At 54.5% G+C, this 13,985-nt stretch carries 16 protein-coding genes; 11 read left to right on the top strand and 5 right to left on the bottom strand.

The window, feature by feature from the left end:
* Nucleotide 1 precedes the first annotated feature (1 nt).
* Nucleotides 2–925: a LysR substrate-binding domain-containing protein gene (locus ACZRMO_RS04010; protein ID WP_463971969.1), complete on the bottom strand. Its 924-nt coding sequence runs from the start codon at nucleotides 923–925 to the stop codon at nucleotides 2–4.
* 128 nt (nucleotides 926–1,053) lie between these two features.
* On the opposite strand from ACZRMO_RS04010, the gene ACZRMO_RS04005 reads away from it, so the two are divergent.
* Together ACZRMO_RS04005 and ACZRMO_RS04000 are read left to right on the top strand one after the other, a co-directional pair.
* Nucleotides 1,054–1,233, top strand: coding sequence for a hypothetical protein (locus tag ACZRMO_RS04005; protein WP_463971968.1), 180 nt, complete (start codon nucleotides 1,054–1,056; stop codon nucleotides 1,231–1,233).
* A 40-nt stretch (nucleotides 1,234–1,273) separates the two neighbouring features.
* Nucleotides 1,274–1,666 (top strand): VOC family protein, encoded by a 393-nt coding sequence (locus tag ACZRMO_RS04000; RefSeq protein ID WP_463971967.1) that lies wholly within the window; start codon nucleotides 1,274–1,276, stop codon nucleotides 1,664–1,666.
* A 140-nt stretch (nucleotides 1,667–1,806) separates the two neighbouring features.
* Here the strand turns inward: ACZRMO_RS04000 and ACZRMO_RS03995 are convergent, their stop codons facing one another.
* Nucleotides 1,807–1,950, bottom strand: a complete 144-nt coding sequence (locus tag ACZRMO_RS03995) for a hypothetical protein (protein WP_177414022.1) — start codon at nucleotides 1,948–1,950, stop codon at nucleotides 1,807–1,809.
* Nucleotides 1,951–2,148: 198 nt separating this feature from the next.
* On the opposite strand from ACZRMO_RS03995, the gene tcuC reads away from it, so the two are divergent.
* Together tcuC and ACZRMO_RS03985 are read left to right on the top strand one after the other, a co-directional pair.
* Nucleotides 2,149–3,453, top strand: coding sequence for a tricarballylate/proton symporter TcuC (tcuC, locus tag ACZRMO_RS03990; RefSeq protein WP_463971966.1), 1,305 nt, complete (start codon nucleotides 2,149–2,151; stop codon nucleotides 3,451–3,453).
* A complete protein-coding gene (locus ACZRMO_RS03985; RefSeq protein WP_463971965.1) occupies nucleotides 3,453–4,211 on the top strand; it encodes a substrate-binding domain-containing protein in 759 nt (252 codons plus the stop codon). Before tcuC ends, ACZRMO_RS03985 begins: the two co-directional genes overlap by 1 nt.
* On the opposite strand, the gene ACZRMO_RS03980 is transcribed toward ACZRMO_RS03985, so the two are convergent.
* Nucleotides 4,203–5,105, bottom strand: a complete 903-nt coding sequence (locus ACZRMO_RS03980; protein ID WP_017736319.1) for a LysR family transcriptional regulator — start codon at nucleotides 5,103–5,105, stop codon at nucleotides 4,203–4,205. The two genes, ACZRMO_RS03985 and ACZRMO_RS03980, sit on opposite strands and share 9 nt — an antisense overlap.
* A gap of 129 nt (nucleotides 5,106–5,234) precedes the next feature.
* Here ACZRMO_RS03980 and ACZRMO_RS03975 point away from each other — a divergent pair, with 129 nt between their 5' ends.
* From ACZRMO_RS03975 to ACZRMO_RS03945, 7 genes are all read left to right on the top strand, one after another.
* Nucleotides 5,235–6,104, top strand: a complete 870-nt coding sequence (locus ACZRMO_RS03975) for an SMP-30/gluconolactonase/LRE family protein (protein WP_463971964.1) — start codon at nucleotides 5,235–5,237, stop codon at nucleotides 6,102–6,104.
* Between the two features lie 94 nt (nucleotides 6,105–6,198).
* Nucleotides 6,199–6,501 (top strand): hypothetical protein, encoded by a 303-nt coding sequence (locus ACZRMO_RS03970; RefSeq protein ID WP_463971963.1) that lies wholly within the window; start codon nucleotides 6,199–6,201, stop codon nucleotides 6,499–6,501.
* A gap of 192 nt (nucleotides 6,502–6,693) precedes the next feature.
* Nucleotides 6,694–7,920, top strand: a complete 1,227-nt coding sequence (locus tag ACZRMO_RS03965; RefSeq protein WP_463971962.1) for an MFS transporter — start codon at nucleotides 6,694–6,696, stop codon at nucleotides 7,918–7,920.
* 433 nt (nucleotides 7,921–8,353) lie between these two features.
* Nucleotides 8,354–8,593, top strand: coding sequence for a type II toxin-antitoxin system RelB/DinJ family antitoxin (locus tag ACZRMO_RS03960; protein ID WP_124525834.1), 240 nt, complete (start codon nucleotides 8,354–8,356; stop codon nucleotides 8,591–8,593).
* Nucleotides 8,583–8,870 (top strand): type II toxin-antitoxin system RelE family toxin, encoded by a 288-nt coding sequence (locus ACZRMO_RS03955; RefSeq protein WP_124525835.1) that lies wholly within the window; start codon nucleotides 8,583–8,585, stop codon nucleotides 8,868–8,870. The genes ACZRMO_RS03960 and ACZRMO_RS03955 overlap by 11 nt, the downstream gene beginning before the upstream one ends.
* A 503-nt stretch (nucleotides 8,871–9,373) precedes the next feature.
* The gene (locus ACZRMO_RS03950; protein WP_463971961.1) at nucleotides 9,374–10,534 is read left to right on the top strand and encodes a nucleoid-associated protein; all 1,161 of its coding nucleotides are present in this window, start codon (nucleotides 9,374–9,376) and stop codon (nucleotides 10,532–10,534) included.
* Nucleotides 10,503–11,663 (top strand): hypothetical protein, encoded by a 1,161-nt coding sequence (locus ACZRMO_RS03945; RefSeq protein WP_463971960.1) that lies wholly within the window; start codon nucleotides 10,503–10,505, stop codon nucleotides 11,661–11,663. The genes ACZRMO_RS03950 and ACZRMO_RS03945 overlap by 32 nt, the downstream gene beginning before the upstream one ends.
* 684 nt (nucleotides 11,664–12,347) lie before the next feature.
* Here the strand turns inward: ACZRMO_RS03945 and ACZRMO_RS03940 are convergent.
* Entirely contained in the window at nucleotides 12,348–13,019 is a 672-nt protein-coding gene (locus ACZRMO_RS03940) for a DUF2971 domain-containing protein (protein WP_463971959.1), read from the bottom strand.
* A gap of 98 nt (nucleotides 13,020–13,117) precedes the next feature.
* On the bottom strand, nucleotides 13,118–13,651 hold the full coding sequence (locus tag ACZRMO_RS03935; protein WP_463971958.1) for a hypothetical protein: 534 nt from the start codon (nucleotides 13,649–13,651) through the stop codon (nucleotides 13,118–13,120).
* Nucleotides 13,652–13,985: the final 334 nt, after the last annotated feature.

The following is a 13,985-nucleotide window of genomic DNA, read 5'->3' as shown; positions in this document are numbered from 1 at the left end:
CTCAGGCTTGGCTTGCCTGCCCTCGGTCACTCATAAACGCTTCCAGCCGTGAGCGCACCCAGCGCTCGGCCGGGTCGGTGTCCACATGACTGAGCCAGACCATGGACAAATCCAGGGTCGGCGTTTCGAACGGGAACGGCTCACAAAACAGGTGGCCCGACACGGCCATGGCCTCGGCGGTGTAGTCCGGCAGGCTGGCGATCAGATCGGTACCGGCCAGCAGTGCCGGCAATGCGCTGTATTGCGGCACCGACAACACCACCTGGCGCTTGCGGCCGATTTCCGCCAGCCACTCATCGGCAAACCCCGACACGTTGGCGGTGTGGGACACCAGCACATGAGGGCGTGAGCAATATTCATCGAGGGTCAACGGTGTGTCGGACGCATCGGCACGCAGGATGCGCGGGAGAATATGGCGCAACAGCTTGCGTTTGGCATTCGCCGGCAGGCCACGGGTCTGGGTGATGCCCACGGTGATGTCGCCGGACGCGAGCAGGTCGGGAATGCGCCAGTAGTCCACGTGCTGCACCACGAACACCACGTTCGGCGCTTCCCGGCGCAAGCTGCGCAGCAACGGTGGCAACAGGCCAAACTCGACATCATCGGACAGGCCGATGCGAAAGGTCATGGTGCTGATGGACGGGTCGAAGTCGTGGGTCAGGCTCAAGGCCGACGACAGCGAATCCAGGGCTGGCGACAGGTGCTGGATGATTTCCTCGGCGCGCGCCGTGGGTTCCATGCGGTGGCCGACGCGAATGAACAGCGGGTCGTTGAATAATGTACGCAGGCGGTTGAGGGCCGAACTGATGGTGGGCTGGCCGAGAAATAGTTTTTCGGCAACCCGCGTGACGTTGCGCTCCAGCATCAGTGCTTCGAAGACCACCATCAGGTTGATGTCGGCCTTGCGTAATTCATTGCGATTCATCGGCGCCTGCCCCTTCCCCAAGACAAGCCGCAGTTTAGAAAGCCCGTGGGGCTGCGTCTATGTGCACACTGTTCATCGGCAGGCTTTGGGACTATAAATCAGCTTTCCAGGGTCGCAGGAACACCATCGTGCTGGTTATTCTCGCCTTGGCCATTGTCGTGGCCGGGTTCTGCCTATGGATTGTCCGGTTTGTCGCACACCCCACGGTGAGGACGTTGCTGCGGGTGTTTGTCGGTTTGTGCCTGGCGGCGCTGGTCGCTTTCCTGGTGCTGGCCTCGGGGTTTCCCATTGCGCTGCTGGTCTCATAATCCAACGTACAGTCATTCTTTGAGCAAGGACCGCTGAATCATGAAATTTGCCTACACCATCATCTACGTGCCCGACGTGGCCGCCTCCCTGGAGTTCTTCGAAAAGGCCTTCGGTTTCAGTCGCCGTTTCCTGCATGAGTCGGGGACGTACGGTGAGCTGGAAACCGGTGAGACCACCCTTTCGTTTGCCGCGCATGAATTGGGCGAGATGAATTTCCAGGGTGGGCATGTGCAGGCGCATGCGTCCAAACAACCCTTGGGGATGGAAGTGGGGTTTGTCACCGAAGATGTGCTTGTCGCCCATGCTAAGGCTCTTGCGCAGGGCGCAACGGAGCTGTCGGCGCCGAGCGCCAAGCCTTGGGGGCAGGTGGTGTCTTATGTGCGTTGCCCGGATGGGACGCTGGTTGAGTTGTGCACGCCGATTTCGGGCTGAGTATTGGACCAATGTGGGAGCGGGCTTGCTCGCGAAGGCGGCGTGTCAGTCAGCGAATTTGCATCTGCCCCACCGCATTCGCGAGCAAGCCCGCTCCCACACAAGCCCACTCCCACATTTGATCTTCAGCGTCTGACGGATCAGGGCTTGAGCGGCCGCTCCTGATCCCTCTCGGAAAGCTCTGTGCCGTCATCTGGATGCTTCCAGGTCTGTGGCTTTTCTTCCTCACGTCGCCGGGGTTGCTCACCCTTTGGCGCTTCCCGTGGTTTCTGTTCGTCAGTCATGTCCATCTCCTGTCCTTAAGAATGGGTCGCACCTTCAAGCATAGAACAGCGCCGGCATTTTCGACGGGCTCACCAATTGATAGCCAACACGCATCAATCCATCCAAATTTGTCACTTATCATTTCTAAATGTGTCAGCCACTATCCTAAGTCTTAGGCGAAACAAGCACTTTAAAAAGAACGCTGGAGACACAAAACCATGACTAGCCCTACCAGGCCCGACGCTGCCCGCTCGAAAGTTGGCGCGGTATTTCGCGTTACTTCGGGCAACTTCCTCGAACAGTTCGACTTCTTCCTGTTCGGTTTCTACGCCACCTACATCGCTGCCGCGTTCTTCCCCGCCGCTAATGAGTTTGCGTCATTAATGATGACCTTCGCCGTGTTCGGCGCGGGCTTCCTGATGCGTCCGCTGGGCGCGATCATTCTGGGTGCCTACATCGATGACGTCGGCCGCCGTAAAGGGTTGATCGTGACCCTGTCGATCATGGCCAGCGGTACGCTGCTGATCGTGCTGGTGCCGGGTTATCACACCATTGGCTTGTGGGCACCGTTGCTGGTGCTGCTGGGCCGCTTGCTGCAAGGCTTCTCGGCCGGTGCGGAACTGGGCGGTGTGTCGGTGTACCTGGCAGAAATGGCCACCCCGGGCCGCAAAGGCTTCTACACCAGCTGGCAGTCGGGCAGCCAACAGATCTCCATCGTGGTTGCCGCCGCGCTGGGTTATGGCCTGAACGTGTGGATGGAACCTGCCGTGGTGGCCGATTGGGGCTGGCGTATTCCGTTTGCCGTCGGTTGTGTGATCATCCCGTTCATCTTTGTGCTGCGACGCAACCTGCAGGAAACCGAAGAGTTCGCCAACCGCAAACACCGCCCGACCATGCGCGAAGTGCTGGCCACCCTGGTGACGAACTGGACCGTGGTCATCGGCGGCATGCTGATGGTGGCGATGACCACCACCGCGTTCTACCTGATCACCGTGTACGCGCCGACCTTCGGCAAGACCGTGCTGCAACTGAGCACCTCAGACGCGCTGCTGGTGACCTTGCTGGTGGCCGTGTCGAACTTTGTCTGGCTGCCCATCGGCGGCACCCTGAGCGACCGTTTCGGCCGCAAGCCGGTGCTGATCGCCATGACGACGCTGACCGTTCTGACGGCTTATCCGGCACTGTCCTACGTGGTCAACTCGCCCAGCTTTGCCCATATGCTGGAAACCCTGCTGTGGTTCTCCTTCCTCTATGGCATGTACAACGGTGCGATGATCCCGGCCCTCACCGAGATCATGCCAGTGGAAGTGCGCGTGGCGGGCTTCTCCCTGGCCTATAGCCTGGCGACCGCGATCTTCGGCGGGTTCACCCCGGCGATCTCCACCTGGTTCATCCACATCACCGAAGACAAAGCCTCGCCGGCCTACTGGATGATGTTCGCGGCGGCCTGCGCCCTGTGTTCGACCCTGGCTCTGTATCGCCGCGCCAACACACGCGGGCAGGTGATGCAGGAGGCTGCGTAATGAAGCCGCTGCTGAACACCCTGACGGCCCTGGCTCTCGGCGCATTGGCGCTGACGGCCCAGGCCGAAGAGCTCAAGGTGATGACCTCTGGCGGCTTCACCGCTGCCTATAAACTGCTGGGCCCGCAATATGCCCAGCAGAGTGGCGACACCCTGGACACCATCCTCGGCCCGTCGATGGGCAAGGCGCCGGAAGCGATTCCCAACCGCCTGGCCCGTGGCGAACATGCGGACGTGGTGATCATGGTCGGCTATGCCCTCGATGAGTTGATCAAGCAGGGCAAGGTTGACAAGGCATCCCGCGTGGAACTGGCGGACTCGCGCATCGGCCTGGTGGTGAAGGCCGGCGCGGCCAAACCGGCAATCAGCACCGATGCCGAGCTTAAGGCCGTGCTGAGCCAGGCCAAGTCCGTGGCGTATTCGGACAGTGCCAGCGGCGTATATGTGGAGAAGGAGTTGTTCCACAAACTCGGCATGCCGGCCAAGGGCAACATGATCGAACGCATCCCGGTGGCCTCCGTGGTAGCCAAGGGGGACTACGAAGTCGGTCTGCAACAGGTCGCGGAATTGTTACCGGTGCCGGGGGTGACTTACGTCGGCAAAATCCCGGAAGACGTGCAGTCCGTGACGCGTTTTGCGGCGGGTATTCCGGTCAACGCCGAACACCCGGCCGAAGCCAAGGCGCTGCTGCAATTCCTCGCCTCGCCCGCGGCGCAACCGGTGGTGCAAGCCACCGGCCTGGACTCGGTGTCACGCTGAACGAAACGGCATCTCCCGCACCAACCGCTCCAACTCCAGCGCCGCCGGTGGCAATGTCCGCCCGCGGCGCTTGATCAAGCCCACATTGCGCATCACCTGCGGCTCCACCAGCGGCACACTGACCAGAATCGGGTGTTCGTTCGCCGGCATCGCAATCGATGGCACCATCGCCACCCCCAACCCTGCCTCCACCAGCCCGATCATGGTGGTCACGTGGTGCGTCTCGCAGATGCTCGGCTTTTTCACCCGCACGCCACGCAGCGCCTGGTCCAGCAGGAAACGGTTGCCGGAGGTCTTGTCCACGGTGATGTAGTCGTGCTCGTAGGCTTCGGCCCAAGGCACGCTCTCGCGCCCGGCCAACGGGTGATCGCGACGACAGGCCAGCACGTAGCGCTCCTGCAACAGCAACTCGAACTCCACTTCGTCGGCCAGGCTGCCGCTGAAACTCACGCCAAAATCCGCCTCGCCACTTTCCACCGCATTGCACACCTCACCGGCACTGGCATCCAGCACCCGCAGGCGAATCTTCGGATACAGCTTGTGGAATTCGGAAATCACGTGGGGCATGAAGTAGTACGCGGTAGACGGCACACAGGCGATGGTGACATTACCCATGCGCGTGGAGGCCACGTTGCTGATGCCCATCAGCGCGATGTCGAGGTCGTCGAGCATGCGCTCCACCTGCGGCAGGAACGCGCGACCGACCATGGTCAGGCTGACTCGCCGCGTGGTGCGCTCGAACAGCTTGACGTCGAGGGCGGACTCCAGCTTTTCGATGCGCCGGCTGAGGGCTGGCTGCGAAATACGGATGGCCTCGGCGGCGCCGCGAAAACTGCCTTTGTCTACCACAGCGCGGAAGGCTTGGAGGTCGTTGAGATCGAAGTTGATGATCACGAGGATGGGCCAGTGAGGTCGATTTGCCGAACATTATCGTACGAATGTAACGGCAACAGGCCTACGCGCATTTAAAAAACACCCTCACCTGCGTAGTCTGCATGCCGAATCCAATCGACTGAGCGATCAATGACCACCCCATCCAATAACAAAAACCCATTGCGTTTCTGGCGCCTCGCGGCGTGCCTCGTAGGCGCTCCGGTGATCGCCGCCCTCGGTTTCTTCGCCTGGCAAAGCTTCTACCCCGTAAGTGCGGCGACCGGTTGGAGCGTGCAAGTGGTACATCGCGACGTGGCGAAAGCGGCATCGCTGATGCCGTTGTCGGATGGTTCGCTGGTGGTCAGCCAGGAACTCGACAAGGGCAAGGGCAGCATCGTGCGCATCCTCCCCGACGGCTCGCGTGAGGTGGTGGTGGCCAACCTGTCAAAACCCGACGGCATGGTGCCAACCCGTGGCGGTTGGGTGTTCAGCCAGGAGTCAGACGGCTTACCCGTCAGCTTCTACAAGGACGGCGTGGTCACCAAACTGTTCAAGGGTGACAGCGTGCAAGGCCTGTGGGTTGAGGGCGACGACCTCTACGCCATCGAGGATCGCAAGCCGGCCGGCCGCCTGCTGCGTTACCGCTGGAGCGACCAGTCGCTGACCGTGTTGCGCGACCAGGTGCAGGAAGGTGAAGCCATCGTGCGCTGCACGGACGGGCGCCTGCTCTACAACGAGAAGCAAAAGGGCGTGGTGCGCGAGCTGACCGCCGACGGCAGCGACCCGGTGGTGCTGAGCAATTTGAACCAGCCGACCTTCCTGATGTGCGACGAGCGCGGGCTGTGGATCAATGAGGATGCCACGCATCGGGCGCGGTTGTTGCTGATCGATAAGCAGGGGCGCCAGCAGACCATTTTGTCGTTCCTCAAAGCCCCCCAGTCGATTGTGCCGAGCGGGCGCGGGACTTATTTGGTGGCTGAGGGTGGGAGAAGTCGGGTGTTGGAGTTGACGCCGGAGTAGCGTCTGCCCCGAGGCAGATCACGGCGGCTGAAATCGTGACGCCGGTAAACGACAATATTGAGAACGTTGAAACATTCCCCCAAGTCGGTTTGAAATGGAAAAAACTCTAATCACCTGCGCACTGATCGCTTGCCTGACCGGCTGTGTCGGTGCGCAGCTTTCACTTCCTGATGAAAAACACGAGGCTGTTTCAGATCAGCGGGATTCAACCGCGAAAGAAGCTGAGCGCGAATGGTGCGGCATGACGCTTTGGGTTGGGTTGCCACTGCCGCTGCAACTGCCGGTTTGCCAGTCACGTCCGCCTCCGTCTTACCTATATGCATGCGGTCCTTTCATGTTTCTGGGGCCGATCATGCAGAGCTATGAGGGAAATGCTTTGTGTGGGAAGTTTCTTTGATCGCCACTGGCGTACAAGAAAACTAACGGTTGCACGGGGCAAGCCCTATGCCAGACGCGTCGCATCGATAGCACTGATGATTACTATCGAAACGAGCGCCTGCTCGATATTCCCGACCGATTCATATAATCCTCGCCTGACTCCCTCCCCTCGCCTGGCTTCAGGCGACATGCACCTTGGAACCCCAACACCATGCCAAGCGCCAGCCAGGCCCCTAGCGGCCTTCCCGAACATAATCAACAAAGCGTCAAACAGCAGTGGCTGGCCATTCTCTCGGTGGCCGTGGGCGCCTTCGCCTTGGTCACCAGTGAATTTCTGCCGGTAGGCGTGCTCAACGACGTCGCCAGCGACCTTGGCATCAGCGCCGGCCATGCAGGCCTGATGGTGACCCTGCCCGGCATCATGGCCGCCCTCGCCGCGCCTTTGCTGTCGGTGTTTATTGGCACCATGGACCGTCGCTACCTGCTGATCAGCCTGACGCTGATCATGATCATCGCCAACTCGGTCGTCGCCTTCGCCAGCGACTTCAACCTGCTGCTGTTCGGACGCGTGCTGCTGGGCATCAGCATCGGCGGTTTCTGGGCCACGGCGATCGCCCTCAGCGGCCGCCTGGCGCCCAAGGGCGTGGGTGTCGCGAAGGCCACCTCGATCATCATGATGGGCGTGACCCTGGCCACCGTACTGGGCGTGCCCGTCGGCACCTGGCTGAGCGGCCTGATGGGTTGGCGCATGACCTTCCTGGTCACCGCGCTGGTGGGAGTGCCGGTGCTGCTGGCGCAGGTATTCCTGCTGCCCCGGCTCACCCCGGAAAAGGCCATTCGCGTCAGTGACCTGCCCGCGTTGTTTATCAACCCACAAGCGCGGGTCGGCTTGATCGCGGTATTGCTGATCGGCTTGGCGCACTTTGCTGCCTATACCTACGTCGCGCCGTTCTTCAAACAGAGCGCCGGCTTCGATGGGCCAACGATTGGTTCGCTGCTGCTGCTCTACGGCGTGGCCGGGGTATTGGGCAATATCTTTGCCGGTTTCGCCGCCAATCGCAGCGTGCGCAACACCTTACTGCTGGTAGCACTGATGATCGGCACCAGCACCGCCCTGTTCCCCCACTTCGCCACCGGCATGACCGGCGCAGCGATGCTGATCGCACTCTGGGGCTTCGCCTTCGGCGCCTTCCCGGCGTGCGCCAGCATCTGGATGTTCGTCGTCGCACCCAAGGACGTCGAACGTGGCATGCCACTGTTCGTCGCCCTCTTCCAGGTAATTATTGCCTTGGGCTCGTTCTTTGGCGGGCGCATCGTCGACCAGATGGGCAGCGCGGTGCTGCTGAGCCTGGCCACGATGTTGGTGGGCGCGGGCTTTGTGACGGTGTTGGTGTTGGGGCGCAAGGTGAGTAATAGCTTGGTGGCTCAGCCGGCCTGAGCAGAACGTTACCGTCCAAAAAAGCCTGCTGAGCATTGAGCCCAGCAGGCTTTTTCAGTTTTAGGCCGGAGCATCATTTCGGCAATCGCAGTTTCGGCAAATCATTCGTAATGAGCCCTCACACAATGGAACGTGTAAGCCCAAGCGCCTGAACTAGCCTTGAAAAGGTCGCCGACGTGGCGACAGGCTGATAAGGAGCTTATATGCCAACGAAGTATCGTGATGCGGTCACCGGGGAGTACGTGACAGAGGGTGAAGCAAAGAAAAGACCGAGGGAGACGGTAAGGGAGACGGATAAAAAACCTTCGCCAAAGCCGAAGGGTAAGAAGTAGGTTCGCGCGGGAGACGTGGACGCCATATGTCGAATCAGACTTGAAACCCTGACACTCTTGATCCAATGTAATGACAAACGTCATTACATGAGGAGTCTTCCATGGCATCCATAAACATTCGAATCGACGACGACCTGAAAGCTCGCGCCTATCTGGAGCTTGAGAGACTCGGCGTCACGCCTTCCGAACTGATGCGCCAGGCCCTGCAATACGTGGCAGATCGCGGTCAATTGCCTTTCAAGCCGGTCCTCATGACTGAAGACGATGAAGCCTTGATGGCCACCGTGCGGGAACGTTTGGCATCCCCCCAACGAGTAAGGGTTTCGATAGATGACCTATAGCCTTGATTTTGATGCGCGCGCATTGAAGGAATGGCAGAAACTCGGCAACACCATCCGTCAGCAGTTGAAGAAGAAGTTAGTGGAGATACTGAACAATCCACGGATTGAAGCCAATCGCCTGCATGGGCTGCCGGACTGCTACAAGATCAAGCTGCGCAGCAGCGGTTACCGGTTGGTCTATCAAGTCATTGATCAGGAAATCACGGTGGTAGTGGTGGCCGTTGATAAGCGCGAGCGTGATCAGGCTTATCAAAAGGCGGCAGAGCGTTTGAGCTAGTCATGCAATGGGTGGCCAATTACAAAAATCACCAAAACAAAAAAGCCCCGTAGCTTATTCAGCTACGGGGCTTTTTCTATGTAATGGCGGAGAGATAGGGGTTCGAACGCTTTGAAGCGGACGCCGGGGCCGGTTCAAGCCGTCTATCTCGGTGGTTTTGGGTTTTGGGATGGCGTGGAGATGCCTAGAAAGGCCTTGGGTTTGCCCTAGAAATGCCCTAAGTCTTCGTAAATTATCTATGACTGTCTCGCAATTGATGGGGACATCAGAAGCATCCGGATTCGTATTGAACGCACCATCATCCACCGCGCTAGAATCCGTCTGCGATTACGTTGCTCTCAGAGACCGCTAGCTGGAGTAGCACCAGCACACAAGTGACTAAGCCCTTCAGGTCGATCGCCCCAGCCAGATAGCATTACACGTAGCATCACTGTGCTACCATCAACGACTTTCAGCTGACGCCAGAGGCGTCGGCAATCATGGTCAATACGGACGAGCATGGCATGGACGATCAAACGCAGACTACACCTGATGCTAATCCAGATGCGCAAACTAAAAGCTCTGAGGTGAAGTCGCTCGTTGTGTTGAACGCATGTGCAGCAAAGTTTTTCAAGAAAAAACTCGGTGGCCTATTATTCTACGATAGTAATAAAGGAAGTGATTGGGATCTTGAGTCTCCAATATGTGTTGACTTTGTTAATCTCATTGGAAAAAAGTTTTCCAAAACTGGAAGAATCTACGGGTACGTAGATCCAAACATGCTCGCTGCTGCCGATAATTTCTCAAAATATTCCAGCAATGCCGATTTTGACGCGCTTGTCGCTGGCGTGATGGAACGGTTGTGCCACGAAGCAAACGACCCCGCACGCCGCTCTCTCAATGAAGGCTACGTGGTATTTTCACACTATCGTGATTACCGGCAGGTGGATCATCTCTTGATCGTTATGCTTGGCAAAAGGGGAGGATATGATTTTGACGATGACACAAATCTTAATCCCAGAGGGACGGAGAGTTTAAACCTCCAGGACTTTCGCCAAGCAGCCTGTATGGACCTGACAGAATTTAGAAAAGGATTCCCGCAGAATACAGGCGATTCCTATCTTTATTTTATTAATGGAAATTCAAAAAGCGAATTTTTCAACGTCGCACTGGGCTGCTCTGATTCAATGCCGGGAAAGGTCTGCGTTAATAACTTAAAAGAAGCCTTGGGTGCATACCTTACGGACCATGCAGGTGACTTGCCTTCCTCGGAACGGCGCACAATTCACAATCGTGTTGTTAGCTATATAGAAAACAAAGCCGGCGAACGTGTGCACCTTTCCGAAATCCAGCACGTTATTAATAAATGTCTTCAACCGGGATCGCCTCACCTTGGCGGCCTCATCAAATTTATTTCAGAAAACTCTGAGCGTTTTAAGGTAAGTGAAGAGTTCCAGCCCTCTGGTGTTGCCGCGAAGAGCATGGGATATGTCGATGTTAAATTACCCTCGGGTGAGTTCGCGGGCCGCTTGAAGCTAGACGCCGTAGCCGTTGGTGAGAGCAATGCCGACCTCAGCGTCGACAAGGATTTCGTGTATTTGAAAATCAAGCTTCCAACCGAGGTATCAAACAGACTCAAGGGCATAAACGCCGATGCCCACTCGTCAGGCTCAAAAAATGCTTGATCGTATCTCGCAGGATGATGATCAGCTCATACTCGATACGAAGTCTCTCGATATAAAAGACGCCCGTGAGTTTCTCAAAACTTATGGCTGTCACAGCCCTGACAGTCTGGATCTGATTGGGAATGAGCTTTTCCTGCTGAAGCCCTCAGCATGGGACGAGGGTTATGTGCCGTTCTTTACGAACGTCGAAACGATGTGGTTTTCGTTACGAACGCGCAGCACGAAGCCTGAACACATGCACATCATCGGCATGGACCAAGATCAACATGCGTCGATTTCCCGACTGTTATCCCTGTATTTTTTGGTCAGAGAAACACTCAAAACGCTCTGCCATAGCGAAGGCGACGACAGCCAGACTCTCAAATATATTTTCTTCAGCTCTAAAGAGTCACTTCTTTCAAAGCTAGAAGTCTCATATTTGATGGAGTGCTGTGACCTAATGAGCATTGAGGTCGATGACAAGGGAGTGAAGCACGCTCAAACAATTCATGCAGCCGCAATGGCCGATGATGACGTTCATTGTGAAGAACGGCGTCATGTTATGAGGGAAACGTTGACGGATTTTTTGAAAGATGAAAAAAACTGCAATATCTACATAATTATGGCATCCATCTCGACTTTCTACAAAAAATACAACGAACGCTATAAGGTTTATGTAAGTAAATTCTCAGTCAACAAAATTCTGACTGATATTGAAAGCGATTGTGTGAATTTTTTAGGAAAAGTTCAAGACGCAATTATTGCTCAGCAAACAAAAGCATTTGCCGTGCCTGGCGGCATAGTCGCAGTGGGTGCTATTTTAAAACCTGCCACAACCACTTGGGACTATCTAGTAATACTCGTCGGACTGATCATTTCGACCTGGATGATAACCTCTTTAAACAACAACGTAATCAGTCATATCAACCTGCTTTCGGAAGAATTTGAACGTTCAACCAAGAAATACGATGACATCGTTGTGGGCGTAGAAGATATTCAAGAAAAAATTGAAGACTCAAGGAAAAGTCTCTTAGACTCGTCTAAATTAGCTAACGCCAAGCTTAATGGGCTAACTCGAGTATGTTGGTTGATTTTCATATTGATAAGCTTGATCTTGCTAAAGCGCTTCTTGGAGGCTGATCAGCTTTGAAAAAAGGGCACACCACTGCACTAGCTGCCGTTGATGGCCGGCAGCTATCGGCCGATTCTGTTGAAAGCAGTCGACTTCGAACTCCACGGCAGAAAAGTACACGCCTGAGATTGAAATCTGAATTCTTGGCAGTAAGTTCGGGGCTCGGATTTCACATAGCAGCGTGCAAAAGAGGTCTTTTCACACATACGTATTCGAGCGTTTTGGGCAAGCCGACTTTTTCAACACAATCGGCCAAAAAGAGTCAGTCGGATCTTTCTACAAAACTAAGGGCTATTCATACTGCTAATCTTAAGAAAGCAGAGGTCAGGCATCGTGGTGCGAACCAATGTCGACATACGTTTGCCAGTCAAATGCTGTCGAGCTACGTGCCGGTCGAGTGGGTAGCTCGGCAGCTGGATCATGCGGATACCACCATGGTGAGAAGGCACCACGGCAGGTGGATTCCAAAAGATACCAAAAGCATGGCGGGCATCGTTTCAAAAATGCTCGGCCTTAGGCATTGACTAGTCTTAAACAATTAAATATGCATGACACCGTAGGTGTACCAACTGAAAGCACCTAAACTTAACCACCACCTCTTCAAAAACATATTTGCGAACCACAAATATGCCATGAAATAGATACCGCACCCTTGCATAAAGATTAATGCATTTAGCAAAACACCATTCACCCTCCTTTTAACTAACGAGTGTTGACAGTATAAAGCTTTGACTTCTCTACAGCACCAGAAAACCCTAACACATCCTTAATATAATGGCGCATAGCATTACAAAGCTCGTCCGGAGCTCTAGGATCAAGAAGTACAGAATCAATTAAATCGACACCAGAGAACTCAACAGAAATACCCTTTAGAACACCACCTTCTTTTCGCTCAGCATTGGAGTCAAACAAAATCGCCCTAACTTCATTCTCATGCTCAAACGCAGATCTTTTGATACATAGTAGATCAGCCCCCAATGAAGGACAGCTATAGTCATCATCAGCTATGAGTAGCTCAATTTGAGTAGTTTCCTTCTTATAACTCGCCTGATCTAGGTATTCAACCTCTTTCAGACGCCTTTTAAAGCCTTCATTCTTTGCGGTATAGCTTTGCATAGCCTTCGCAAGCTTACCAGCTTTCGTACGAAGTCGAACGCCAAGAAAATTAGGCGAATATATTCTCCACATCGCATCCGACATGCTGGCCGTCGTCCAGCACTGAGCAAAAATCGCATGATCATAGTTATGTTTTACATGTGTTTCATAAGGATCTTCCCATTGAGATGGATGCGAGAAGTAGAGCGATCCTTTCAGAACCTGCACAGCATGGTCAAACCTCATAATCCTATACAAAAACTTATTACTTGAAATCATCTAACTCACACCATATAAATTCAACAAATAAAATAAATTACATAAAAATTAAAAACCACCTTACCTCGATCTTAAAGCCCCGTCACCAGCAAGATAAGCTAAACATTACCCAACCCACGCAAACCCTCAAATTGAATAAATCTCCATTCCTCCAAAACTCTAAAAACTCCGCGAAGATCAGTTGATTCTCCGAGAATTTTTTGAATCCCTGAATGTAGAGGAAAATCCATTGTCTCAAAAACATCAAAAGCATTCAAAACCTTCATAGTTCTAGGATCCGGCTTTAACTCCCACTCATCCCTATGCTTGAAAAAATTCGCTAGCGCATTGATAAACTCTACTTGCGTGAACCCATTAATAACTAAAGAGCCCTGCCTATACAACTCAAATTTATTTATTCGGGGCTCACCAAGTAAATTTCTAATTCTATTAACATCTGCGACCACCCCAGCCGCATACGCCTGACATGCAACTAATACAGCCCCATTGAAGTATTCAGAATATTCTAATGCAGTAACATTATCAAAAAGCCCAAACTCACGAAAACTGAGTAGCTCAGAGACCGCATTAGTCGCGGATGTGCAAAGAGTTAGCAGCGGCGTAGATCGAAAATCAACTTCGTCGATGGACATTTGGCAGATCTCCTCATAGCAAAAAAACTATCCGGTATTCACCGCTGGTGGAACATTTGTCATTCCCAATACCAAGTCGCTGCTTTAGCCCCTATCAGCCACAGCAACGCCCTTTAAGCATTCATGCGAACGGTATGGCAATCAGCTATGCCCAGAGGTCCAGGCGCAGTAGCAACAGGCATGCAAACAAAAAAAAACAGCGAAATAGCTACGCGAAATACCTTCATGCTTACTGCCCCGTTGTCATCAGCTTAGGGTATCTGGCAAGATCGCAAAATGCCATCACACCCATCGACTTTCAGAACACTACTCTGATCTGCGTCCAAAAACTGGC

It is taken from the genome of Pseudomonas sp. B611 (genome assembly GCF_055407965.1).
This window is presented reverse-complemented; position numbering and strand designations above follow the sequence as displayed.